This window comes from Acidimicrobiia bacterium (assembly GCA_036271555.1).
In the GTDB taxonomy this organism is placed as follows: Bacteria; Actinomycetota; Acidimicrobiia; order IMCC26256; family PALSA-610; genus DATBAK01.
Genome location: DATBAK010000082.1, coordinates 1 through 25,483 on the forward strand (window position 1 = coordinate 1; position 25,483 = coordinate 25,483).

The 25,483-nt window shown below is 70.4% G+C and carries 15 protein-coding genes and 1 pseudogene; 8 read left to right on the forward strand and 8 right to left on the reverse strand.

Annotated features, from left to right (window positions below; translation table 11 throughout):
- Positions 1–440: hypothetical protein (locus VH914_18120; GenBank protein ID HEX4493125.1), on the reverse strand; the 440-nt coding region annotated here is incomplete at its 3' end.
- Between VH914_18120 and VH914_18125 the strand changes: the two genes are divergently transcribed.
- A complete protein-coding gene (locus VH914_18125) occupies positions 433–13,407 on the forward strand; it encodes an HYR domain-containing protein (GenBank protein ID HEX4493126.1) in 12,975 nt (4,324 codons plus the stop codon). The genes VH914_18120 and VH914_18125 overlap by 8 nt on opposite strands.
- A gap of 166 nt (positions 13,408–13,573) precedes the next feature.
- Positions 13,574–15,394 (forward strand): family 43 glycosylhydrolase, encoded by a 1,821-nt coding sequence (locus VH914_18130; protein HEX4493127.1) that lies wholly within the window; start codon positions 13,574–13,576, stop codon positions 15,392–15,394.
- A 97-nt stretch (positions 15,395–15,491) separates the two neighbouring features.
- On the opposite strand, the pseudogene VH914_18135 reads toward VH914_18130, so the two are convergent.
- The 3 genes and pseudogenes from VH914_18135 to VH914_18145 form a co-directional block, all read right to left on the reverse strand.
- Positions 15,492–16,091, reverse strand: a pseudogene (locus VH914_18135) (TlpA disulfide reductase family protein).
- Positions 16,092–16,103: 12 nt separating this feature from the next.
- Complete coding sequence (locus VH914_18140) at positions 16,104–16,508, reverse strand: hypothetical protein (GenBank protein ID HEX4493128.1); 405 nt, start codon at positions 16,506–16,508, stop codon at positions 16,104–16,106.
- Positions 16,508–17,230: a hypothetical protein gene (locus tag VH914_18145; GenBank protein HEX4493129.1), complete on the reverse strand. Its 723-nt coding sequence runs from the start codon at positions 17,228–17,230 to the stop codon at positions 16,508–16,510. The genes VH914_18140 and VH914_18145 overlap by 1 nt, the downstream gene beginning before the upstream one ends.
- A 239-nt stretch (positions 17,231–17,469) precedes the next feature.
- On the opposite strand from VH914_18145, the gene VH914_18150 reads away from it, so the two are divergent.
- From VH914_18150 to VH914_18165, 4 genes are read left to right on the forward strand one after another with little or no spacing between them, the layout of a single operon-like run.
- Positions 17,470–18,081, forward strand: a complete 612-nt coding sequence (locus tag VH914_18150) for a PadR family transcriptional regulator (GenBank protein HEX4493130.1) — start codon at positions 17,470–17,472, stop codon at positions 18,079–18,081.
- Positions 18,078–19,028 (forward strand): ATP-binding cassette domain-containing protein, encoded by a 951-nt coding sequence (locus tag VH914_18155; protein HEX4493131.1) that lies wholly within the window; start codon positions 18,078–18,080, stop codon positions 19,026–19,028. Before VH914_18150 ends, VH914_18155 begins: the two co-directional genes overlap by 4 nt.
- An 11-nt stretch (positions 19,029–19,039) precedes the next feature.
- Complete coding sequence (locus tag VH914_18160) at positions 19,040–19,870, forward strand: ABC transporter permease (protein ID HEX4493132.1); 831 nt, start codon at positions 19,040–19,042, stop codon at positions 19,868–19,870.
- 50 nt (positions 19,871–19,920) lie between these two features.
- Positions 19,921–20,067, forward strand: a complete 147-nt coding sequence (locus VH914_18165) for a hypothetical protein (GenBank protein HEX4493133.1) — start codon at positions 19,921–19,923, stop codon at positions 20,065–20,067.
- 57 nt (positions 20,068–20,124) lie between these two features.
- Here VH914_18165 and VH914_18170 read toward each other — a convergent pair whose 3' ends face one another.
- The 4 genes from VH914_18170 to VH914_18185 form a co-directional block, all read right to left on the reverse strand.
- Positions 20,125–20,571 carry a neocarzinostatin apoprotein domain-containing protein gene (locus VH914_18170; protein ID HEX4493134.1) on the reverse strand — a complete coding sequence of 149 codons (447 nt, stop codon included), beginning with the start codon at positions 20,569–20,571 and terminating at the stop codon, positions 20,125–20,127.
- Positions 20,572–20,684: 113 nt separating this feature from the next.
- On the reverse strand, positions 20,685–21,653 hold the full coding sequence (locus VH914_18175; GenBank protein HEX4493135.1) for an aldo/keto reductase: 969 nt from the start codon (positions 21,651–21,653) through the stop codon (positions 20,685–20,687).
- A 33-nt stretch (positions 21,654–21,686) separates the two neighbouring features.
- The gene (locus VH914_18180) at positions 21,687–22,319 is read right to left on the reverse strand and encodes a response regulator transcription factor (protein HEX4493136.1); all 633 of its coding nucleotides are present in this window, start codon (positions 22,317–22,319) and stop codon (positions 21,687–21,689) included.
- A gap of 82 nt (positions 22,320–22,401) precedes the next feature.
- Entirely contained in the window at positions 22,402–23,652 is a 1,251-nt protein-coding gene (locus tag VH914_18185) for an ATP-binding protein (GenBank protein HEX4493137.1), read from the reverse strand.
- Positions 23,653–23,779: 127 nt separating this feature from the next.
- Here VH914_18185 and VH914_18190 point away from each other — a divergent pair, with 127 nt between their 5' ends.
- Together VH914_18190 and VH914_18195 are read left to right on the forward strand one after the other, a co-directional pair.
- Positions 23,780–25,159, forward strand: a complete 1,380-nt coding sequence (locus VH914_18190) for a PspC domain-containing protein (GenBank protein HEX4493138.1) — start codon at positions 23,780–23,782, stop codon at positions 25,157–25,159.
- Positions 25,156–25,413: a hypothetical protein gene (locus tag VH914_18195; protein HEX4493139.1), complete on the forward strand. Its 258-nt coding sequence runs from the start codon at positions 25,156–25,158 to the stop codon at positions 25,411–25,413. The genes VH914_18190 and VH914_18195 overlap by 4 nt, the downstream gene beginning before the upstream one ends.
- Positions 25,414–25,483: the final 70 nt, after the last annotated feature.

A 25,483-nucleotide genomic window follows, 5' to 3' on the forward strand; every position in this document is an offset into this window, starting at 1 on the left:
TGAGACGACGAGGGGTCTTTCGACCCCCCTCCGGAAGGCGAAGAGGGCATGGGCACCAGCACCGATCGTTCTGCGGCGAGCAATGCGCGCCCCACGACCGAGCACCAGCGGCGACCACGGAGAGCGCGCCTTCGGGCGCGCTCGACCGCGTTCCTCGCCATGCTGGTGGCATTCGCAGGACCGCTCAGCCTGCTGCGCTGGGCGGAGCCGGCGTTCGCGGCGACCTGCACGTGGCAGGGCTCGACGACTCTCTGGACCACGACCAGCAACTGGAGTTGTGGGCACGCGCCGACGTCGGCCGACGCCGTCGTCATCCAGGGCGTCACGTCGAACACCGCCACCTGGCCGACTCTGAGCGCGAGCACGACGATCGGCAGCCTGTCGATCTCGGGCAGGACGACGGCGAACGGTTCCAGGGGCGGCCAGCTGACGGTGGCCACAGGTCAATTGCTCACCATCACGGGCGGCCTGACGGTCGCCGGGTCGCAAGACTCGGGCTCCGACAACACGTTCGTCGGGCTCACGTTGTCCGGGACCGCGAACCTCTCGGCGGCCAGCGTCACGTTGAGCACAACCGTGAGCGGTGGCGCGACCGACGCAGAGATCAAAGTCGGCTCGGGAACGATCACGGACTCGGGCGCATGGACGAACAACTCGAGTGACACCGCGGCGAACAGCTTTCAAGGCGGTACCGGCACGGTGAACCTGAGCGGCGCCGCGCAGACGGTGAGCGGCTCGACGACGACGACCTTCAACGACCTCACGCTCTCCGGCAGCGGAACCAAGACGTTCAGCGGCAGCTTCGGTATCAACGGCGACCTGACGAACAACGCGACGCTGAACCAGACGACCGGCACCGCAACCTTCGGCGGCACCAGTGCGCAGACGATCTCGGGCGCAGGCCAGACGTTCTCCGCGTTGACCCTCAACAACGCCGCGGGCGCGAGCTTCTCCGGCGCGACCGGGAACACGACGGTGTCGGGCGCGCTCACCCTCACGAGCGGCGCCCTCGCGACCGGGAGCAACAAGGTCGTCGCCGGCTCGACCAGCCGCACGGGCGGCTTCGTCAACGGCAACCTCCAGAAGAACCTCGCGACGGGCTCGTCGACGACGACCTTCGAGGTCGGCAGCGGCACGACCTACGCGCCGGCGACCGTCGTTGCCTCGGGCGTGACGACCGCGGGCGGCCTCACCGTCTCGTCCACGGGTTCGGAGCACCCGAGCATCGCGAGCTCCGGTCTCGACCCGAACAAGGACGCCAACCGCTACTGGACTCTGACGTCGAACGGCGTCGCGGGCGGTACCTACAGCCCGACCTTCACCTTCGTCTCCGGTGACCTCGACTCCGGCGTGACGACGTCGAGCTTCCGCGTCGCCAAGTTCGCGGCGAGCGCCTGGGCGCTCCAGACCGCGGGCACCGCGACCTCGACCACGACGCAGGCGACCGGCGTGAGCGGCTTCGGCGACTTCGCCGTGGGCCAGATCGCGCTCACCCCGCCGACCGTCACCGGCATCTCGCCGACCTCGGGTCCGACGGCCGGCGGCACCTCGATCACCATCACCGGCACGAACCTCACCGGCGCGACCGCCGTGAAGTTCGGCTCGGTCAACGCGACCACGTTCAACGTCACCAACGCGACGACCGCGACCGCGACCGCACCGGCGACGATCACCCCCGGCGCGGTCGACGTGACCGTCACCTCCGCCTCGGGTACGAGCGCCACGGGCGCGCCCGACAAGTTCACCTACAACGCGGCGACGCCGACCGTCTCCGCGGTCGCGCCGACCTCGGGTCCGACCGGCGGCGCCACGTCGGTCACGATCACCGGCACCGGTTTTGTCACCGGCTCGACCGTCGCGTTCGGCGCCAACGCCGGGACCGGCGTCGTCGTCAACTCCGCGACCTCGATCACCGCGACCGCGCCTGCGGGTGCGGCCGGCGCCGTCGACGTCAAGGTCACGAACTCGGCCGGCACGTCGTCGGCCGTCGCCGGCGACACCTACACCTACGTCGCCGCGCCGGCGGTGGCCGCGGTCAACCCGACCGCGGGCCCGACGACCTCGGGCGCTTCGGTCGTGATCACCGGTTCCAACTTCACGAACGCGAGCTCGGTGAAGTTCGGCTCGACCAGCGCGGTCGGCTTCACCGTGAACAACGACGGCCAGATCACCGCGAGCGCGCCGAATGGCACCGCCGGCAACACGGTCGACGTCACGGTCACGACCATCGGCGGCACGTCGGCGACCTCGGCCGCCGACCACTACACCTTCACCGCGCTCCCCGCGGTCTCGAGCGTGAGCCCGAACCAGGGTCCCGCGACCGGCGGCACGAGCGTCACCATCACCGGCACCAACCTCGCGAACGCGAGCGCGGTCACGTTCAACGGTGTGAACGCGGCGTCGTTCACCGTGAACTCCGCGACCTCGATCACGGCGACTTCGCCCGTCGGTTCGGCGGGCACGATCGACGTCCGCGTCGCGACCCCGGGCGGCAACTCGACCGCCGTGACCGGTGACCACTTCACCTACGTCGCCGCGCCCGCGGTCTCCGCCATCGCGCCGGCGACCGGTCCGACCGGCGGCGGCACGCAGGTCGTCGTCACGGGTTCCAACTTCTCGAACGCGAGCGCGGTGCAGTTCGGTGGCGTCGCCGCGGCGACGTTCGTCGTGAACTCCGCGACCTCGATCACCGCGTACTCGCCGGCCGGTCTGGGCACGGTCGACGTCACGGTCACGACCGTCGGCGGCACGTCGACGATCTCCGGCGCCGACCAGTTCGTCTACGACGCCAACGCGTTCCCGACAGTGAGCTCGGTGTCGCCTTCGGTCGGCACGACCGCAGGCTCGACGTCGGTGACGATCACCGGCACCAACTTCACGACCGGCGCGACCGTCTCCTTCGGCGGCGTGGACGCGACGATCTTCAACGTCGTGAACGCGACGACGATCACGGCGACCGCGCCCGCGCAGGCGGCCGGTCTCGTCGACGTCACGGTCTCCAACTCGATCGCGACGTCGCTGCCGAACGGCAACGACCACTTCACCTACGTCGCTCCGCCGTCGGTCAGCGCCATCTCGCCCGCGGCCGGCTCGTCGGTGGGCGGCACCGTCGTCACGATCTCGGGCGCCAACTTCACGAGCGCGACCGCGGTGAAGTTCGGCTCGGCGTCGGCGTCGTTCAGTGTCACGAACGACAGCACGATCTCCGCGACCGCGCCTGCCGGCACCGTCGACACCGCCGTCGACGTGACCGTCGTGAGCGCGGGCGGCACGTCGTCGACCTCGTCGGCGGACAAGTTCACGTACGCCACCACGCCGTCGATCACCAACGCGAGCCCGAGCAGCGGCCCGATGGCCGGCGGCACGGCCGTGACCCTGACCGGTTCGCACTTCTCCGCGGTGACGAGCGTTCAGTTCGGCTCGACGAGCGTTCCGTTCACCGTCGTGAACCCGACGACCATCACGACGACCACGCCGTCGGGCACGGGCGTCGTCGACATCACGGTCACGAACGTGATCACGTCGGTCTCGGGTGTGACGTTCGCCTACGTCGCGCCGCCGATCGTCACGAGCGTCAGCCCGGTCGCGGGCTCAACGGTCGGTGGGACGAGCGTGACGATCCGCGGCACCGGCTTCGTCGGCGTCAACACCGTCAGCTTCGGCACGACCGGCATCTTCTCGTACAACGTCACCAACTCGACGACGATCACGGCGACCGCGCCGACGCACGCCGCGGGTGTGGTCGACGTCACCGTCACGACCGACGACGGCGGTCAGTCGCCGGCGTCGTCCGCCGACCTGTTCACCTACGCCGCGGCGGTGTCCGGCGTGACCTCCTCGGCGGCCAACGCCACGTACGGTGCCGGCGCGTCGATCCCGGTGCAGGTGACCTTCACCGCGCCGGTCACGGTCACGGGTACGCCGGTGCTCGCACTGAACTCGGGCGGCTCGGCCAGCTACACGAGCGGCTCGGGCACGAGCACGCTCACGTTCACGTACGTCGTCGGCGGTGGCCAGAGCTCGAACGACCTCGACGAGTCGTCGGCGAGCGCGCTGACGCTGAGCGGCGGCTCGATCCAGGCCGGCGGTATCGACGCGATCGTCACGGTGCCCGCCCCCGGCGCGAGCGGATCGCTCGGCGCGAGCAAGAACATCGTCGTCGACTCGACGCCGCCGACCATCACCAACGTGACGTCGTCCGCGGCCAACGGCACGTGGGGCACGACGGCCGTCGTCCCGGTCACCGTCACGTTCAGCGAGAACGTGATCGTGAGCGGCGCGACACCGACCTTCGCGCTCAACTCGGGCGCCACGGTCAACTACTCGAGCGGCTCGGGCACGAGCACGCTCACGTTCAACTACACGGTGGCGGCCGGTCAGAGCAGCGCGGACCTCGACGCCACGTCGACGTCGGCACTCACCGGCACGATCAAGGACGGCGCCGGCAACGCGAGCGCGCTCGTGCTCCCGACGCCGGGCGGCGCAGGCTCGCTCGGTGCCAACAAGGCGATCGTGATCGATACCGCCGCGCACACCTGTGCGTGGAGCGGCGCGTCGAGCACGACGTGGGGCACCGCGGCCAACTGGAACAACTGCGCCAACGTCGCACCGCAGCCGATCGACAGTGTGGCGATCCCGTCGACGACGCGTGACCCGATCGCGGTCACGACGACGGTCGCGGGTGTCGACATCCAGAACGGTGGTCTGCTCACGTCGTCGGGCTCGACGACGCTGAACGACACCGGCGACTTCACGATCGAGTCCGGCGGCGCGTTCACGTTCTCGGCGGGCGCGATCTCGGTCGGCGGCAACCTCACCGACAACGGAACGCTGACGCCGAGCTCCGGGACGACGGTCACGATGACCGGCGACGGTTCACAGATCGGGGGCTCGGTTTCGTCGGTGCCGTTCCGCGGCCTCACGATCAACCCGGGTGCGGGCGGCGTCGTCTCCCTCGCGAAGAACATCTCGTTCGCGTCGAGCACCGGCGGCTCGTCGTTGCTCACGGTCTCGAGTGGCACGCTCGACCTGTCGACGTTCACCGCCAGCGTGACCGGGTCGAGCGGCACCCGTACCTTCACGCTGTCGAGCGGTGCGACCCTGAAGGTCGGGGGCGCGAGCAACTTCCCGAGCGGCTTCGCCACGAACACGCTCAGCAGCGGCTCGACCGTCGACTACGACGCGGCCGGCAACCAGACGGTCAGCAACTCGGCGGCCTACGGCACGCTGAAGATCAGCGGCAGCGGCACGAAGACGCTCGCGGGCACGACGTCGGTCGCCGGCAACCTCGACATCGAGGGCGGCACGCTCGACCTGTCGACCTTCACGGCGAACCGTTCGTCGAACAACAACACGCTGACGGTCGCGAGCGGCGCGGGCCTGAGGATCGGGAGCACCAACGGCTTCCCGACGAACTACGCGACGCACTCGCTCGACCCGAGCAGCACCGTCGAGTACGCGGGCACGAACCAGACGGTCGCCGCGGAGACCTACGGCAACCTGAAGCTCAGTGGCACGAACACGAAGACCGCGGCCGCGGGCACCACGAGCGTGCAGGGTGACTTCACGCTCGCGGGTCCGACGTTCGCCCCCGCGTCGAGCACGTACGTGTTCAACGGCGCAGCCGCGCAGACGATCAACGGCGCGCCGACGTTCGCGAACCTGACGGTGAACAACGCGGCGGGCCTCACGCTCGCCTCGGGCAACGTCACGGTCTCGGGCCAGCTCGGTCTGACGGCCGGTGTCGTCGCGACGGGTGCGAACGCGGTCATCGCGAACGGCTCCGTCAGCGGCGGCGGTTCGGGCAGCTACGTGAACGGCAAGCTGACGCGTGCGATCGCGACGGGCTCGCCGAGCGTCGACTTCGCCATCGGCGACGGCGGCAGCTACACCCCGCTGACCGCGGCGTTCGCGTCGGTCTCCGGCGCGGGCTCGCTCACCGCGAGCACGAACGGCGCGGATCACGCGGCGATCGCGTCGAGCGACCTCGACCCGGCGAACGACGCCAACCGCGTCTGGACCCTCACGCCGGGCGGTGCGCTCGGCTTCTCGTCCTACAACGTGACGACGAACTACGCGGCCGGCGACCTCGACTCGGCCGCGACGCCGAACCTCTTCGTCGCCCGCAACTACAGCGGCGGTGTGTGGAACGCGCCGGCCGGTGGGTCGAACGCGGGAGCGAGCTCGGTGACCGGCAACGGCTTCACCGGCACCGGTGACTTCGTCGTCGGCGCGCTCTACGACACGGTCGGTCCGGTGACGAGCTCGGTGAGCGCGGCGCCCGCGCTGACGCGATCGGCGCCGTCGGTGACCGCTCAGGCCGACGACCTCGGCACGCACACGAGCAACGTCGTGGCGGCCGAGTTCTTCATCGACACCGTCGGTGCGAACGGCACGGGCACGGCGATGGCCGCGACCGACGGCGCGTTCGACAGCACGTCGGAGGCGCTGAACGCGACGCTCTCCGCTTCGGACTTCTCGGCCCTCGCCGACGGTCAGCACACGATCTACGTCCACGCCAAGGACGCCTCGAACAACTGGGGCGACCCGGCATCGACGACCTTCACCAAGGACACCACGGCCCCGTCGATCACGACGCCGGGCAACCGGACGGCCGAGGCCACCGGTCCCGACGGCGCGCTCGTGAGCTTCACGGCGCCGAGCGCGACCGACGCGATCGACGGCGTCGTCTCGGTGCTCTGCGGATCGAACAGCGGCGACGCCTTCCCGATCGCCGTGACGACCGTCCACTGCGTGTCGACCGACGCGGCCGGCAACGTGGCGAACGCGAGCTTCGACGTGACCGTGCAGGACACGACCGCTCCGGTGGTCACGGTTCCGTCGGACCTGACGCGCGAGGCGACCGGTCCCGACGGCGCGACCGCGACGTTCTCGGCGTCGGCGAGCGATCTCGTCGACGGCAACGCCGACGTCGTGACGTGCACGCCGGACAGTGATTCGGTGTTCGCGCTGGGCACGACGCAGGTCGACTGCTCGGCGACGGACGCGGCGAACAACACGGGGAGCGCGAGCTTCAACGTGATCGTGCACGACACGACGGCCCCGGTCGTCTCGGTTCCGTCCGACCTCACGGTCGAGGCGACCGGCTCCGACGGCGCGACCGCGACGTTCTCGGCGTCGGCGAGCGATCTCGTCGACGGCGGCGTCGACGCCGTGTCGTGCGTTCCGGACAGTGATTCGGTGTTCGCGCTGGGCACGACGCAGGTCGACTGCGCGGCGACGGACGCGGCGAACAACACCGGGAGCGCGAGCTTCAACGTGCTCGTGCAGGACACGACGGCGCCGCACATCACGACGCCGGGTGACCTCACTGCCGAGGCGACGAGTGCGGACGGCGCGGCCGTTGCGTACGCGGCTCCGTCGGCGTCGGACGCGGTCGACGGCACTGACGTGGTCACGTGCTCGAACGACAGCGGCGATGTGTTCCCGCTCGGTACCACGACGGTCGATTGCTCGACGGTCGACCACGCGGGCAACGACATCTCGACGAGCTTCGACGTGCTGGTGCAGGACACGACGGCGCCGCACATCACGGCGTCGGGTGACGTCACCGCCGAGGCCACGAGCGCCGACGGCGCAGTCGTGAACTACGACGCCGCGACCGCGACGGACGCGGTCGACGGCACCGACACGGTGACGTGTGTTCCGAACAGTGGTGACGGCTTCCCGCTCGGCACCACCGAGGTCGACTGCACCACGACCGACGCCGCCGGCAACGACGCCGCGGCGAGCTTCAACGTGCTGGTGCAGGACACGACGGCGCCGGCGATCACGGTTCCGTCCGACATCGCGGTCGAGGCGAGCGACGCCAACGGTGCGGTCGTCGACTACACGGCGCCGAGCGCGACGGACGCGGTCGACGGCACGGATCTCGTCAACTGCTCGAACGACAGTGGCGAGGTGTTCCCGTTGGGCACGACCGAGGTCGACTGCACGGCGACGGACGCGGCCGGCAACATCGGCACCGCGAGCTTCAACGTGAGCGTCGGCGACACCACACCGCCGGTGCTCACCGTGCCTTCGCACCTCACGCTCGAGGCCACGGGCCCCGACGGCGCGGTCGCGACCTTCACGCCCACCGCGAGCGACACGGTCGACGGTACGGACGTGGTCACGTGCTCGCCCGTCAGCGGTTCGGTGTTCGCGCTCGGCACGACTGCGGTCGACTGCTCGGCGACGGACGCGGCCGGCAACATCGGCACCGCGAGCTTCAACGTGAAGGTGCAGGACACGACGGCGCCGGTCATCACGGTTCCGTCGGACCAGACGGCCGAGGCCACGGCTCCCGGCGGCGCGGTCGTGAACTTCACGGCGCCGTCGGCGACCGATGCGGTCGACGGCACCGACACCGTCATCTGTGGTTCGCAGGGCGGCGACGAGTTCCCGCTCGGCACGACCACGGTCAACTGCCTCACGATCGACGCGGCCGGTAACGGCTCGGCGGCGAGCTTCACGGTGACCGTCCAGGACACGACGGCGCCGGTCATCACGACGCCGGGCCACGTGACCGCCGAGGCGACGAGCGCCGACGGTGCGACGGTCAACTACACCGCGCCGAGCGCGGCCGACGCGGTCGACGTGACCGACGTCGTCTCGTGCTCGAACGACAGTGGCGATGTGTTCCCGCTCGGTACGACGACGGTCGATTGCTCGACGGTCGACGCCGCGGGCAACGACAGCTCGACGAGCTTCACGGTCACGGTCGTCGACACGACGGCGCCGGCGATCACGGTTCCTGACGACATCGCGGTCGAGGCTGCCGATGCTTCCGGTGCGACGGTCAACTACACGGTGCCGAGCTCGACGGACGCGGTCGACGTGACCGACGTCGTGTCGTGCTCGAACGACAGTGGTGATGTGTTCCCGTTGGGCACGACCGCGGTCGACTGCTCGGCCACGGACGCGGCCGGCAACACCGGTACCGCAAGCTTCAACGTGAGTGTCGGCGACACCACGCCGCCGGTGGTCACGGTTCCTACCGACCGGACCGCCGAGGCGACGAGTGCCGACGGTGCGATCGTCACGTACACCGCGCCTTCCGCGAGCGATGCGGTCGACGGCACCGACGTGGTCGCGTGCTCGAACGACAGTGGTGATGTGTTCCCGCTCGGCACGACTGCGGTCGACTGCTCGGCGACGGACGCGGCCGGCAACACCGGCACCGCGAGCTTCAACGTCACCGTCGAGGACACGACGGCGCCGGTCATCACGACGCCGGGCGACCTCACGGCCGAGGCGACGAGTGCCGATGGCGCGGTCGTCGACTACACGGCTCCGTCGGCGACCGACGCGGTCGACGGCACCGACACGGTGCTGTGCGGCTCGAACGGCGGCGACGTCTTCCCGATCGGCACGACCGAGGTCGACTGTGTCACCTCGGACGCCGCCGGCAACCCGACGCTCGCGCAGTTCAACGTCACGGTGCAGGACACGACGGCGCCGGTCATCACGACGCCGGGCCACGTGACCGCCGAGGCGACGAGCGCCGACGGTGCGACGGTCAACTACACCGCGCCTTCCGCGGCCGACGCGGTCGACGTGACCGACGTCGTCTCGTGCTCGAACGACAGTGGCGATGGGTTCCCGCTCGGTACGACGACGGTGAGCTGCTCGACCGTCGACAACGCGGGCAACGACAGCTCGACGAGCTTCACGGTCACGGTCGTCGACACGACGGCGCCGGCGATCACGGTTCCGTCGCACCCGACGGCCGAGGCCACGGGTGCTTCCGGTGCGGTCGTCAACTACACCGTGCCGAGCTCGACGGACGCGGTCGACGTGACCGACGTCGTGTCGTGCTCGAACGACAGTGGTGATGTGTTCCCGATCGGTACGACCGCGGTCGACTGCTCGGCGACGGACGCGGCCGGCAACATCGGCACCGCGAGCTTCAACGTGAGTGTCGGCGACACCACGCCGCCGGTGGTCACGGTTCCTACGGACCGGACCGCGGAGGCGACGGGTGCGAGCGGTGCGGTCGTCAACTACACCGCCCCGAGCGCGACCGACGACGTCGACGGCACCGACATCGTCACGTGCAGCAACGACAGTGGTGACGGGTTCGCCATCGGTACGACCGAGGTCGACTGCTCGGCGACGGACGCGGCCGGCAACACCGGTACCGCGAGCTTCAACGTCACCGTCGACGACACGACGGCTCCGGTCGTCTCGGTTCCGTCGGACGTGACGGTCGAGGCGACGAGTGCGAACGGTGCGACCGTGAACTACGCGGCCGCGAGCGCGACCGACATCGTCGACGGCACCGACATCGTCACGTGCAGCAACGACAGTGGTGACGGGTTCGCCGTCGGCACGACCGAGGTCGACTGCTCGGCGACGGACGCGGCCGGCAACACCGGCACGGCGAGCTTCAACGTCACGGTCGAGGACACGACCGCGCCTGTCATCACGACGCCGGGCAACCTCACCGCCGAGGCGACGAGCGCCGACGGTGCGGTCGTCGACTACACCGCTCCGAGTGCGGCCGACGCGGTCGACGGCACCGACACGGTGTTGTGCGGCTCGAACCCGGGTGACGGGTTCCCGCTCGGCGCGACCACGGTCAACTGCATCACGATCGACGCCGCCGGCAACGACGCCGCGGCGAGCTTCACGGTCACGGTGCACGACACGACGGCGCCGCACATCACGACGCCGGGCAACCTCACTGCCGAGGCGACGAGCGCCGACGGTGCGGTCGTCGACTACACCGCGCCGTCGGCGACCGACGCGGTCGACGGCACCGACGCCGTCACCTGCTCGAACGACAGCGGCGACGGCTTCCCGCTCGGCACCACCACGGTGAGCTGCGCGACGGTCGACAACGCGGGTAACGACGCTTCGACGAGCTTCACCGTCACGGTCGGCGACGCGACGGCGCCGGTCGTCACGGTTCCGTCGCACCAGGCGGCCGAGGCGACGGGCGCATCGGGTTCGGTGGTGACCTTCACCGCTCCGTCGGCGAGCGACGCGGTCGACGGCACCGACGTGGTCACGTGCTCGAACAACAGTGGTGATGTGTTCCCGATCGGTACGACCGAGGTCGACTGCTCGGCGACGGACGCGGCCGGCAACACCGGTACCGCGAGCTTCACGGTCACGGTCGGCGACGCGACGGCTCCGGTCGTCACGGTTCCGTCCGACCAGGCCGCGGAGGCGACGGGTGCGAGCGGTGCGGTCGTCAACTACACCGCCCCGACCGCGACCGACACCGTCGACGGCAGCGACGTCGTCGCCTGCTCGAAGAACAGTGGCGACGCGTTCCCGCTCGGGACGACGACCGTCAACTGCACGACGTCGGACGCGGCCGGCAACCACGCCAACGCGAGCTTCCACGTGACCGTGCAGGACACGACGGCACCGCACATCACGGTGCCGGCGAACCAGACGGTCGAGGCGAGCGGTGGCCTGGGCTCGAGCGTCGGCTTCCCGACCCCGACCGCGACCGACCTCGTCGACGGCACCGACCCGGTGCTGTGCGGCTCGACGAGCGGCGGCGGCTTCCCGATGGGAACCACCACGGTCAACTGCAGCTCGACCGACGCGGCCGGAAACACGAGCCACGCGAGCTTCACCGTCACCGTGCAGGACACGACGGCACCGCACATCACGGTGCCGGCGAACCAGAACGTCGCGGCGACGAGTGCCTCGGGTGCGGTGGTCAACTACACCGCTCCGTCGGCGACCGACGCGGTCGACGGCACAGACGCAGTGACCTGCGGCCACAACAGCGGCGACACCTTCCCGATCGGCACGACGACCGTCAACTGCTCCTCGACGGACGCGCACGGCAACACGGGCACGGCGAGCTTCACGGTGACCGTGAACAACGTGGTCGTGACCACGCCGTCGCTGACGTTCACGTCGGCTCCGCAGACGGTCGGTGCGACGCTTTCGACGAAGACCATCACGGTCCAGCGCCTGTCGGGCGCGGGTGTCGCGCAGACGTCGGGCGCCCTCGTGGTGCACCTGTCGTCGTCGGCGGCGAGCGGTACGTTCCGCAACAGCCTCGACACGACCACGATCACGACGGCGACGATCGCCAACGGTGCGAGCACGGTGACGGTCCGCTACCGCGACTCGCAGCCGGGCTCGCCGACCATCACGGCCTCGGTCGCCGGTTACACCTCGGCGACGCAGGGCGTGACGGTCATGACGCCGAAGCTCGTGTTCACGACGTCGGCGCAGTCGATGGCACCGGGTGCGACTTCCGGTGTGATGACCGTGCAGCGGCAGGCCTACGACGGCACGCCGATGACGTCGGGTGCGATCGCGATCCGCATGGCGAGCTCCGCGGGCACCGGCTCGTTCCGGAACTCGGCGAACACGGGGACGATCACGATGGTGACGATCTCCGACGGTCAGAGCTCCGGCAGCTTCCGGTACCACGACACCGCGGCGGGCACGCCGACGATCACGGTGACCAACGGCATCTACACGCCGGCGACGCAGACCGTGACGATCGCAGTGCCTCCGGCGCTGGTGTTCACGACGGCGGCGATGACGACGGCACCGAGCGTGTCGACGGGCCCGATCACGATCCAGCGCCGTACTTCGGGCGGCACGCCGATCACGACCGGCTCGCTCACGGTGAGCCTGGCGAAGTCGGCATCGAGCGGTTCGTTCCGCAACGCCGGCGACAGCGCGGCGATCACGTCGGTCACGATCGCCAACGGCTCGAGCTCGGTGAGCTTCCGCTACCGCGACAGCGCAGTCGGGTCGCCGAAGATCACCGTGTCGGCGAGCGGTTACTCGTCGGCGTCGCAGACCGAGACGATCAAGCTCATGCCCAAGCTCGTGTTCACCACGACGCAGAAGGTGCCGGCGCCGAACGCGACGTCGGGTGCGATCACGATCCGTCGCCAGTCGTCGAGCGGTTCGGCGCAGACGTCGGGTTCGCTCACGGTGCAGCTCCACACCAGCTCGACCACGGGTCAGTTCGTGAGCGCCACGACCAACGCGATCATCACCACGGTGACGATCCCGTCGGGCGCGAGCACGGCGAGCTTCCGCTACCGGGACAGCGCGTCCGGTGTGCCGACCATCACGGTCAGCGCAACGGGCTACGTGTCGGCGGGCCAGGTGGAGCGGATCGACGCGTCGCCGACGATCTCCGGACTGTCGGCGTCGTACACGACGGCTCGCAACGCCGCGAAGACGATCAGCTTCACGGTCGGCGACATCGACCAGGGCGCGAACGCGGTGACGCTGAGCGGCTCCTCGTCGAACTCGTCGATCGTGCAGTCGATCAGCTTCAGCGGCTCGGGCTCGGCCCGTTCGATCAAGCTCACGCCCAAGGCGGGCAAGAGCGGCACGGTGACGATCACCGTGACGGCGAGCGACGGCTTCGTCACGACGACGAAGACGTTCACCCTCAAGGTCGGCTGATCGCAAACGGATCTCGGCGGGCGGGGTACCCACCGGGGCAAACGGCGGCAGCAGGTTCTCCTGCTGCCGCCGTTTCGGTGATGTCGGGTCGCGCTCGCTGCGTGTCGGTGCCGTGACGCGGTCACGCAGTGCTCAACCGACCGCCGCACCGCGTCGATTGGAGAGCGTGCGAACCGCGCGGCGCTGCCTCGTCGGGTCGGCGCTCCTCGCGCTGATCTCCTTCGCGTCCGTCGCGCCCGCGAGTGCCGCGGGACCGTTGACGCTCGCCGCGCATCCGACGGTTCCCGCGTTCCAGCCGTCGTGGGCGACGAACACGCGTCAGTCCGACGCGCCCGATCCCGCCGTCGTGCGGGTCGGCTCGACGTACTACGCCTACACGACCGGCACGATGTGGGGAAACCACATCGGTGTTCTCGTGTCGTCGCAACCGAGCTCGGGCTGGCACACGCTGCAGAACCGGTCGTTCGGATCGTCGGCGTTCGGCTCGCTCCCCGCGGGCACGTCGGTGCGTCCGTGGCAAATCAACGGTTCGCAGCACGCGCCGGGAGTGTTCGCGTTCGCCGGCAAGTACGTGATGTTCTACACGGCGCAAACCGTGTCCGGGCACGGCGGTCACTACTGCCTCTCGGTCGCGACCGCGAGCGCACCGGCGGGTCCGTTCAGCGATACGTCGAGCGGACCGCTGCTCTGTCGCGACAGCGAGGGCGGCGTCATCGACCCGCAGCCGTTCGTCGACGCGGCGGGCAACCCATGGCTCTACTTCAAGACCTACGACGACGTGAACCATGGATCGACGCCCGCGCGCATCTACGCGGTCGCGCTGTCGGGGAACGGTCAGCAACCGATCGGTACCGCGCACATCGTGCTCGCGCAGGAGAGCCTGACGAGCCCGTTCGAGACCGTCGAGAACCCGCAGATGATCCGCGCCGGCGGGCGCTACGTGCTCGTCTTCTCGCGCGGGCTCTACACGTCGAACGCGTACCGCATGGGCGACGCGCTCTGCGACGGTCCCGCGGGGCCGTGTCACGAGTCGACGTCCTCGCTCGTCACCACGTACCCGAACGCGGGTGGGCCCGGCGGCGGCACCGCGTTCGCCGACGCGTCCGGACGACTCTGGCTCACCTACGCGGCCTGGAACACGGGATGCACGCAGTACCGCGTCGACAACTCGTGCGCGCGCCGGCTCTTCGTCGCGCCGCTGAACGCGACCGGACCGATCGTGTGCCACGCAGTGAACCCGGTGCGCGGCTACCGCATGGTCGCATCCGACGGCGGCATCTTCGTGTTCGGCACCGAGCAGTTCTGCGGCAGCACCGGCGACATCTCGCTCAACTCGCCGATTGTCGGCATGGCCCGCACGCCGAGCAGCGGCGGCTACTGGTTGGTCGCGTCCGACGGCGGGATCTTCTCGTTCGGTGATGCGCACTTCTACGGCTCGACGGGTGCGATCCATCTGAACCAGCCGATCGTCGGCATGACCGCGTCACCCTCGGGACACGGCTACTGGTTCGTGGCGCGCGACGGCGGGATCTTCTCGTTCGGTGATGCGCACTTCTACGGCTCGACCGGCGCGATCCATCTCAACTCGCCGATCGTCGGCATGGCCGCGACGCGTTCCGGCCACGGCTACTGGTTGGTCGCGGCCGACGGCGGTGTGTTCTCGTTCGGCGACGCGCACTTCTTCGGTTCGACGGGTGCCATCAAGTTGAACCAGCCGATCGTGGGGATGGCGCCGTCGCCGACGGGTCACGGGTACTGGTTCGTGGCGCGCGACGGTGGGATCTTCTCGTTCGGCGACGCGCGCTTCTTCGGTTCGACCGGCGCGATCAAGTTGAACCAGCCGATCGTCGGCATGAGCGCGTCGGCGAGTGGTCACGGCTACTGGTTCGTCGCGGCCGACGGTGGGATCTTCTCGTTCGGCGACGCGCACTTCTACGGCTCGACCGGCAGCGTGCACCTCGTCCGCCCCATCGTCGGGATCGCGTAGTACGGCGCAGGTCCGCCGGCAGCGAGCGCGACCAGAGTTATGGAGCGGCGAGCGTCCGCGGGTCGGGTATCCCGGCCGGCAGCGAGCGCGACCAGAGTTATGGCGCCGCGAGCCCGTGGTAGGGCTGGCCGGCCGCCTGCCATTCCTCGTAGAGCGCGAAGAACGTGGCGCCGAACGGATCGTCACCGATCAGCGGCAGCAGCGCGCGGCGAATGGTGAAGTCGTGCGGTGCGCGCTCCGCGGCGAGCGCGAAGTGTCGTTGCGCGGTGTCGGTGTCGCCCGCGCGGCGCGCGTGCACGGCGACTCGGAAGTGCAGGCGCGCGAGCACCTCGTCGGGGCTGAGGTCGTCGACCGGCGGCTCGGCATCGGCCGGGATCGAACCCGTGTGCACCCACGCGCGCACGAGGTCGAGGTGGGGCGCGGCCTCGACGCCGGTGAAGTCCTTGAACAGGTCGTTCGAGAAGGCGACCCCGTTCGGTCGCACGATGTGATCGTCCTCGTCGATCCAGATCACCGTCGGCACGTTGCTGATCGCGAACAGCTCGCTCACGACGTGCTCGGGATCGAGCAGCACGGGGTACGTGATGTTCTCGGTGAACGGCCGGACGTCGTCAGCCGACTCGTCGAGCGCGACCGCGACGATGGTGAACCCGTCGGCGGCGAGCTCGTCGTGCAGGTCCTGCCAACCTGGCAGGTCGTAGCGGCAGCCTCACCAGGAGGCGAACGCGACGAGCAGGCGCTTCTTGCCGTGCCACTGCGCGAAATCGTGCTCGACGCCGTCGAGATCGCGCAGACGAAAGTCGGGTACGCGGCGCGCTCGGAGCGCGTCGGAGCGCGTCTCCGCGTCGAGCGCGATCGCCGCGAGACCGGCGGACGCGTCGACGACCGCGGGCCGGCCGAGCGCGTCCGCGACCGCGGCGAGGTCGAGCCGATCACCGACGAGCAGACGTTCCCGGTCGCGCACGGGCACGCACACGTCGTCGCGGCAGAGGCCCTCGGGCTTCCACTCCCACCCGATCGCGGCGTGCAGCGCGTCGGCGTCGAGCAGCAGGCGATCGCCGTCGGCGGTCGCGTCGACCGCGACGGCTTCGTCGGTCACGATCGTCGCGCGCATCACGCGCTCGCCTTCGCGGCCGCGGCGATCGCGGCGTCGGCCGCGGCCTCCGTCGCGCGCAGCGCGCCCTTCGCGAGACGCGCCATACGCGGGATGCGTTGCGGGTGCAGCAGGAAGTAGCGGAGGACCGCGATCGGGTTCGGTGTGCCGTCCTGGTTGCTGAGACGGAAGATCTCTTCGTCGACACTGCCGTCGGTCGCGCGGTCGCTGATCGTGCGGAACACCGACCACGGGATGCCGTGCTGCTCGCACACCTGCGCGATCGCGGCCGTCTCCATGTCGAGTGACACGACGCCTTGTGCGCGAAGTCCCGCGATGAGCTCGAGATCGGTGTGGAGCTCGTTCGTCGTCCACATCTTTCCGTGGGGTGTGCCGTCGGCGAGGGCCTCGGGTCGGTACTCGGAACCGGTCGCGCCGTCGACGACGACCTCGGGCAACACGAGCGTGCCGATCGGCGTCTCGTTCTCGACCGCGCCCGTGATGCCGAAGACGACGACGCGCTCCGCGTCGACCGCGCCGAGCAACCGTTCCGTCGCGTGCGCCGCGAGGTCGGTGCCCATGCCGGTCGCGATCGCGACGACGTCACGTCCGGCGAAGGATCCCGCGCGCACCTCGACCGGGCCGATCGCCGTCTTGCGCAGTGCCAGCTTCTTCGCGAGCGGCTTGAGCTCCATCGGCATCGCGCACACGAAAGCGATCGGACGCGCGGCCGTGGGTTCCACGCCGCGGATGATACGAGCAGACTCGTGACCGTGATCAAGATCGTCTTCTGCCTCCGCCGCCGCGCCGAGATGACGCGGGAGGAGTTCCAGACCTACTGGCGCGAGCAACGCGCGCCGCTGCATCGACCTCGCCCGATCACCCCTCTTCCTCGCCGAGGAGCACGTGGTCGTGCCCTGACGTGACGTCCGTCACCGGATAACTGTTCGACAATTATTCTATTCAGAGTATTGTCGGCGGCATGCCCAAGCCCCAGCGGTCGAATCCGCTCGCCCTCGCGGTGCTCGTCTGCCTGTTCGAGCGCCCGATGCACCCGTACGAAGTCGCGCACACCCTGCGCACGCGGGGCAAGCACGAGAGCATGCGGCTCAACTACGGCTCGCTCTACAGCGTCGTCGAGGCGCTCGAGAAGCGGGGCCTGATCGAGGCACGCGAACCGGTACAGGAGGGCAAGCGCCCGCCCCGCACGGTGTACGAGATCACCGACGCCGGCTCCCGCGAGCTCGCCGACTGGCTGGCCGAGCTGCTCGCGACACCGGTGAAGGACTACCTCGCGTTCGAGGCCGGACTCTCGCTGATGGCCGCGCTGCCGCCCGAAGAGGTCGCGACCCTGCTGCACCAGCGCGTCGACGCGTTGACGACGCGGCTCGCGGTGCTGCGCGCGCAGCAGTCGACCGGCGTCGTGCCGCGGCTGTTCACGATCGAGACGGAGTACCTCGAGCGGCTCTGCGAAGCCGAGCTCGAGTTCGTGAAGGCGCTGGCGCGCGACATCGAGTCGGGTGATCTCGAGGGCATCGACGACTGGCGCGGCTTCCAACCGAGTGGTGGCGCATCGACGGGAGGTTCGAAGTGAGTGCGATCATCGAAGCGGTCGGCGTTCGCAAGCGGTTCGGCAAGGTCGAGGCGCTCGCCGGCGTCGACCTGTCGGCGCAGTCGGGACAAGTGCTCGCGCTGCTCGGTCCGAACGGCGCGGGCAAGACGACGTTCGTGCGCGCGATCGCGACGTTGCTGAAGCCCGACTCGGGCACGCTGCGCGTCGCGGGCTACGACGTCGTGCGGGACGCGGCGGCGGTACGCGGCGTGATGAGCCTCGCGGGACAGTCGGCCGCGGTCGAGCCCGCGATGACGGGGCGCGAGAACGTCGAGATGATCGCCCGTCTCGTCGGTTACTCCGCGCGCGACGCCCGCACGATCGGCGCAGACGTGCTCGCATTGCTCGGGCTCACCGACGCGGTCGATCGGCTCGCGCGCACGTACTCGGGGGGTATGCGCCGGCGGCTCGATCTCGCGGCGAGCCTCGTCGGTGAGCCTCGGCTCCTGTTGCTCGACGAGCCGACCGCCGGCCTCGACCCCCGCAGCCGCATCGAGCTGTGGGATGCGATCCGCGCGCTCGTCGGCCGCGGCACCGACGTGCTGCTCACGACGCAGTATCTCGACGAAGCCGACCATCTCGCGGACCAGATCGTGATCATCGACCACGGCCGTGCGATCGCGTCGGGCACACCGCGCGATCTCAAGGCGCGCGCGGGGCACGACGTGATCGAGGTCCACGCGCCCGCAGTCGACGGGTTGCCCGCGATCGCAAGCGCGTTCGCGGCGCTCGGCGTCGAAGCCCCGGTCGTGGAGCCCGAGTTGCACCGCGTCTCGGTCGCGGTCGACGCCGGCATCGACCGCCTGCGCGACGCGCTGCGCGTCCTCGAGGAGCAGCAGCTCGTCGTCGACGACGTGAGCCTCCGCCGTCCCACCCTCGACGAGGTGTTCCTGCACCTCACCGGCGCGCCCGCGGGCGCATCGTCCTGATCGGAGACGCCATGACCACGATCGACCTCGCTCCCGCGGTCGCGACGCCGGCCCGCCGGCCGCGCCGCGCCGGTTTCACCGCGAGCACGCTCGCGGTCGCGCGCCGCACGGTGCTGAAGTTCGCGCGCACGCCGCAGCTCATCGTCGTGAGCACCATTCAGGGTGCGATCTTCCTGCTGATCTTCCGCTATGTGTTCGGCGGCGCGATCGGTACAGGCGGCCTGAGCTACGTCGACTTCGTTGTTCCCGGCTTCATCACGACCGGCGTCCTCTTCTCGGGCACCGGCGCGGCCGCCGGTGTCGCCGAGGACATCGAGGGCGGCGTGTTCGACCGGCTCCGCTCGCTGCCGATCCCGCGCACCGCGGCACCGTTCGGTCGCGCGCTCGCCGACGCCGCGCTCGTCACGTGGGGCCTCATCGTGACCGGCGCGATCGGGTTCGCGATCGGCTTCCGCGTGCACGACGGGTTCCTCCACGCGGTCGCCGCGTTCGCGCTGATCGTCGGGTTCGGCTTCGCGTTCGAGTGGATGTTCATGTGCATCGGCCTCTTGTCCGGTAACGCGCAAGCGGCGCAGGGCATGTCGCTGCTCGTGTTCCCGCTGACATTCGTGTCGAGCGCGTACGTGCCCGTGCACTCGATGCCGGGTTGGATGCAGCCGGTCGCGCAGCACCAACCGATCACCGTGATGGTCGACGCGGTGCGCGCGCTCACGCAGGGCCACGCCGCGATCGCGAGCCTCGGCCACACGACGACCTACTACGTCGTCCTCTCGCTGCTGTGGGCCGCGGCCATTACCGTCGCGTTCGCGCCGCTGGCGATCGCGCGGTTCCATCGCGGATAGAGGGGGAGCGTGGCCGAAGTCGAGGTGTCGGCCGTCATCGACGGCGGACAGTGGTCGAGTCCGACGATCTGCTCGCGCGCACGACGTCGGTGACCGACGCGATCGTGCGCGCGCCGCGCGCCGCGCTGATGAGCACGAAGCAGAAGGCGTTACGCCGCGCCGGCATCGACCCGGCGTCGCCGACGCTGGAGCTGTAGCGCGAAGAAGCCGGGCCCGAAGGCCCGGCTCCATCGGAAAACGAATTGAGTGGTCGGTTACGCCGGAACCTTGAACGTGATCGGAATCGTCGCGTTCTGGCCGTCGACCGCCATGAGCCCGGCATCGAGGCCGGAGAGCGCGATCAGGCAGTTGCCCGCGTCCTTCGCGGTCGTCCCGCACTTCCCGCCCTTGGTGCCGATCTTGCCGGTGTGCACGGTGATCGTCTTCGTGCCGGACGCGGTGCCCGGGCTGACGAGGACGGGGTTGTTCACGTCACACGCGTCCTGCCCGAGTGTCGTGACCTTCTTCGTGCACTCGACGATCGCGATGACCTTGTCCTTCTTGGCGTTGAAGCCCTTCCACTTCACGGTGACGACCTTGCCGTTCGTCAGCTTCGTGGTCGGCTTGCCCGTCGCCGACGGCGTCGCCGCACCCGCGGGCACCGCGGACAGCACCATCGCGCCGGCAAAGACCGCGGCCGGCAACGCACGACGTAGATTCACTCGCATCCTGTTGTTCCCCCTGTGTCAGCTGGTTCCCGGTGATCCCAGCCCCCGGGGGAGGATGTCGGCGCCGGCGCCGCCCGTCAAACGGCCTGGTCGCGCGGTGCGCGCGATCAGTGCAGAACGCGGCGCTTCACGAGCTTCGGCGCCGCCGCGATACCGCGCACGGGGTGGAACGCGTCCGAAGCCTCGGTGAGCCGCCCGATCTCGTCGGGCGCCAACGTCAAGTCCGCGGCCGCGGCGTTCGCCTCCAGTTGCTCGACGCTGCTCGCACCCGGAATCGCGACGACGTGGTCGTGCCACACGACCCACGCGAGCGCGACCTGCGCGGGTGTCGCACCGTGACGCGCGGCGATCTCGCGCAACGCGTCGATCAGCGGACGCGCGCGCTCGAGGTTCTCCGGGAGGAACAGCGCGTTGTTGAGGCGCGCGGATCCGTTCGGAAGATGGTCCGCGTCGTAGCGCCCCGACAGGAGTCCCATGCCGAGCGGGCTGTAGGCGAGGACGAGACGATCGTGCGCCTGCGCGTACGGCACGAGGTCGATGTCGGGCTTGCGCGCGACCAGGCTGTACTGCACCTGGTTGGAGAACACGGGTCCGCCGAGCGCGCGCTCGGCTGCCTTCCAGCGCGTGAGCGAGAAGTTGCTGACGCCGACGCGCGTGACGATCTTCGCTTCCTGGAGTCGGCGCATGCCCTCCATCTGCTGCGAGATCGGGATGATCGGGTTGGGCCAGTGGACCTGGTACAGGTCGATCGTCGAGACGCCGAGTCGCTCCGCGCTCTTGCGGCCGTGTTGCTCGACGTACTTCGCGGTCGCCACGACCGGCAGCACCTTCGTCGCGACGAACGCCTCCGCGCGGCGCCCGTCGAGGTTGCGACCGACGATGCGCTCCGACTCACCGCGCCCGTAGATCTCCGCGGTGTCGACGACGTTGATGCCGAGGTCGAGCGCGCGGTCGAGGATGCGCCCGGCCTCGTTCGCCGCGTAGTCGGATCCGTAGCCCCATTCCTTCGAGCCGAACTGCCATGTCCCGAGCCCGATCACCGACAGCCGGACGCCGTCGACCTCGACGTATCTCATGTGCGCTCCTCGGTTGCGTGGCCTTCGAACGAATCACACGATGCGGCGCTCACTCGCCCAGCGGGCGAGCTCGTGGCGGTTCGAGAGCTGCAGCTTGCGCAATACCGCCGACACGTGGGCCTCGACCGTCTTCACCGAGATCGTGAGGTCGCGGCCGATCTCCTTGTAGGTGTACCCCCGTGCGATCAGCCGCAGCACCTGTTGCTCGCGCGCCGTCAGCTGGTCGAGCTCGGGGTCCACGGCGCCGACGGGCACGCTCGCGAAGGCGTCGAGCACGAAGCCTGCGAGCCGGGGCGAGAACACCGCGTCACCGTCGACGACCCGGCGGATCGCATCGGCGAGCTCCCCCGGCGCGATCGACTTGGTCACGTAACCGCGCGCGCCGGCGCGGATCGTCGCGATCACGTCGTCGGGCGAATCGGAGACGCTCAACGCGAGGAACTTCGTGTCCGGGTGGTCGGCGAGCACCTCGCGGATGACACGCGGTCCGCCGCCCGCGGGCATGTGCACGTCGACGAGCACGACGTCGGGCGCACGTTCTCCGATGAGCTCGATGGCCGCGTCGACCTCGGACGCGCTGCCGACGACGTCGAACTCGTCGCCGAGCTCGGCGCGCACGCCCGAGAGGAACAGCTGGTGGTCGTCGACGAGAAAGACGGTCGTCATGCGGCTTCGACCTCCGCGGCTCGATCCCGACGGTTCGGCCGATTCCCGAAACTGACCGCGCCTGCGGTCTGCGCCGGGCCCGTCACGACGCGGCTCCGGTCCTCGGCATCGTGAGCTCGACCTCGGTGCCGTCGCCGGGCGCGCTGCGGACGGTCGCGCGGCCGCCGTGGCGCGCCATGCGCCCCTCGATCGACTCGGCGATGCCGCGCCGGTCGGCCGCGATCGCCGCGCGCTCGAAGCCCTTCCCGCGGTCGCGCACGAACACCGAGACCTCCTTCGGATCGACCTCGCAGTAGACCGACACGCTCGCCGCGCCCGAGTGCCGCTGCGCGTTCGAGATCGCTTCGCGCGCCGCGAACAGCAGCGCACCGATGCGATCGTCGAGCTCGCAGTCGCGTACCTGCACGACCTCGACGGGAACGCCGTGCGTCTCCTCCAGCTCGGCCGAGACCGCACCGAGCGCGGCGCCGACGGTGCCCGCGGGCGCGCCACCGTCGACGCGCTCGCCGGTGAGGAGCCACGTGCGCAGCTCGCGCTCTTGCTTGCGTGCGAGCCGCACGACCTCGCGCGGCTGGTCGGCGCGGCGCTGCACCATCGCGAGCGTCTGGAGGACGGAGTCGTGCAGGTGCGCGGCGACCTCGGCGCGCTCGTCGCTGCGGATGCGCTCGCGCCGCTCGTCGACGAGCTCCGTGCCGAGCCGCCACAACCACGGACCGAGCGCGAGCGCGAGCCCGCACGCGATGACGATCACGGCGATGATCCCGCCCCGCACCGCGGTCCACGACTCGCTCGTGCCGAACAGCACACCGAGACCCCCGAGCACGAGGAGCGAGCCGGCGATGGCGCGCACGAGGACGCCGCGCCGGGTGCCGAGCACGTCGACCGCGGCGGCCGCGCCGGGCGGGAGCCACGCGGGCAGGTCGAACGCGCTCGCGCGCGGCGAAGATTGGTCGTCGGTGCCACCGGCCGCGCTCACCGCGACGACGATGCCCACCACCGCGAGCACCAGGGGCGCAAGGATCCGGACCGGCACGCCGAAGCCGGCGCCCACGATCAGGGCCGTGATGCCGCTGGCGATCGCGCCGATCGCGAGGAGGTCGAGCCAGTCGCGCGGCCCGATGCGGCGGGCGAGGTCGGTCGGCTGCTGCGCGTCGGGGATCAGCGCCCAGCAGAGCAGGTAATAGAGGACCCCGAATCCGGTCACCGCCGATACCGCGAAGCCGATCCGGACGAAGAGGCGGGGCAGGTGCAGCGAACGCGCGAGCGGCAGGGACACGCCCGCGACCAGCCGATCGCCGGTCCGGACCATGCGCCGTTTGGTGAGCACCTGCACGCGGCGATGATCGCACGCAGCCCTTCCGGCGCCTACGGCCGCGACCCTGGCCACCCTCGGTCGCGCGGCCCGTGAATCAGGGACTCCCCCGATGGTCGCCGCGGCGCGAGGAGCACACGATGCGAGCATGGATACGACGATGACACCGCCCAACCCGTCGAGCCCGCCCCCCGGCGCGTCCTCGGCGTCGCAGCACCCGCTGACCCGCAGCCGCACCGACCGGATGATCGCGGGCGTCGCCGGTGGGATCGCGCGCAAGTACGACTTCGACCCCGCGATCGTGCGCGTCGCGTTCGTCATGCTCACGCCCTTCACGTTCGGCGTCGTGCCCCTCGCGTACATCGTCGCCTGGCTCGTGGTGCCCGAGGCCGACGCCGACGAGCCCGTGCTCAGCTCCGCGGTCCATCGGGCCCGCCGCCGCCCGGTCGACCGGCGCCTGTGGCTCGGGTTGCTGCTGCTCTTCCTCGGCGCGGAGGCGCTCGCGGGACAGTACGGCTGGCATCTCGGCGTCTTCTCCCACGTGTTCTGGCCGCTCGTGCTCATCGGGATCGGCGCGTCGGTGCTCCTGCTGCGCGAGCGCCCCGAGGAAGCGCACGCGCCGCCCACTCCCGAAGGCCCGCGCGGCGGCACCGTTCCGGTCGCGCCGCCGCCCGCGCCGCCGTCGGGCGCACCTGCGTCATCCGAATCGCCCGGCTCGCCCAGCTCGCCGGTGGTGCCGGTCGCCGAACCCCCCGCGGCGACCGGCACCGGCGTCGATGACGACGAGCCGACGACGATCGGCTTCACCGCGCCGGCCGCGCCCCCGACCGCGTATCCGCCGAGCCTTCCCTGGCCCGATCCACCGCGCGCGCGCGAACGCGCGCGCGAGCGGCGCCGGCGGGCGCGCCGCGAGCGGTCGCTGCTCGGCCGGCTCACGTGGAGCGTGATGCTCATGGTCGTCGGCGGCGCGTGGCTGCTCGACGTCGTGGGGGCCGTCGACGTCGACGCGCGCTTCGTCGTCGCGCTCGAGCTCGCGATCGTCGGCGCCGCGCTGCTCGCGGGCGCGTGGTTCGGTCGCGCGCGCGGTTTGATCGCGATCGGCATCGTGCTCGCGGTGTTCGCCGGTGTCTTCTCGATCCTCGACGTGCCGCTCCGCGGCCCCATCGGCGAGACGATCGTGCGGCCGCAGTCGCTGCACAGCCTGCGCTCGTCCTACGAGCTCGGCATCGGACATCTGCTGGTCGACCTCGGTGACACCGCCTCCGACGGCCGCGCGCACCACGTCGACCTGCGCGACACGATCGGTTTCCTCGAGGTACGCGTTCCCGAGAACGCGCGCGTGAAGGTGATCGCCAAGGCCGACTCGGGCGAGCTCGACATCCTCGGGCGCTCCCGGCACGGCGGCACGCACTTCCACAAGACCGTGATCGACGAGCCCGCGGGTACGTCGGGACCGTTGCTCGTCATCGACGCACACGTCGGCTTCGGATCGATCCGGGTGACGCGCGCAGAAGGGTTCACGTCATGAAGCGCCACGACCTCGATCTGCTCTCGCTCGTGAGCGGCGTGCTCTTCGCCGGCCTCGGCGTCGTGTTCGCGCTGAAGGCGACGGGAACGATCAGCCTCGACCTCGGCATCGTGCCCGCGCTCGTGTTCATCGTGATCGGGCTCGCGGTGTGCGCGTCGGTTGTGACCGCGATGCTCGGGCCGGGCCCGGAGCCTGCGACCGTCGCACGCGACGACGCCGCCGGCGGGCACGACCCCGAGCGCACCGACTCGTAGGAGATGCGTCCCGCTCATTGCGCCTTCGGCGCCGGGCCGCTCGGGCCCCGCTTGCCGCGGCTTGGCTTCG

Bases quoted from the DNA above. Each gene is read 5' to 3' on its own strand.
- VH914_18140 (HEX4493128.1), bottom strand. From the start codon at position 16,508: ATGCGCGCGACGATCGTGACCGACGAAGCCGTCGCGGTCGACGCGACC.
- VH914_18150 (HEX4493130.1), top strand. From the start codon at position 17,470: ATGCCCAAGCCCCAGCGGTCGAATCCGCTCGCCCTCGCGGTGCTCGTC.
- VH914_18160 (HEX4493132.1), top strand. From the start codon at position 19,040: ATGACCACGATCGACCTCGCTCCCGCGGTCGCGACGCCGGCCCGCCGG.
- VH914_18175 (HEX4493135.1), bottom strand. From the start codon at position 21,653: ATGAGATACGTCGAGGTCGACGGCGTCCGGCTGTCGGTGATCGGGCTC.
- VH914_18180 (HEX4493136.1), bottom strand. From the start codon at position 22,319: ATGACGACCGTCTTTCTCGTCGACGACCACCAGCTGTTCCTCTCGGGC.
- VH914_18190 (HEX4493138.1), top strand. From the start codon at position 23,780: ATGGATACGACGATGACACCGCCCAACCCGTCGAGCCCGCCCCCCGGC.
- VH914_18195 (HEX4493139.1), top strand. From the start codon at position 25,156: ATGAAGCGCCACGACCTCGATCTGCTCTCGCTCGTGAGCGGCGTGCTC.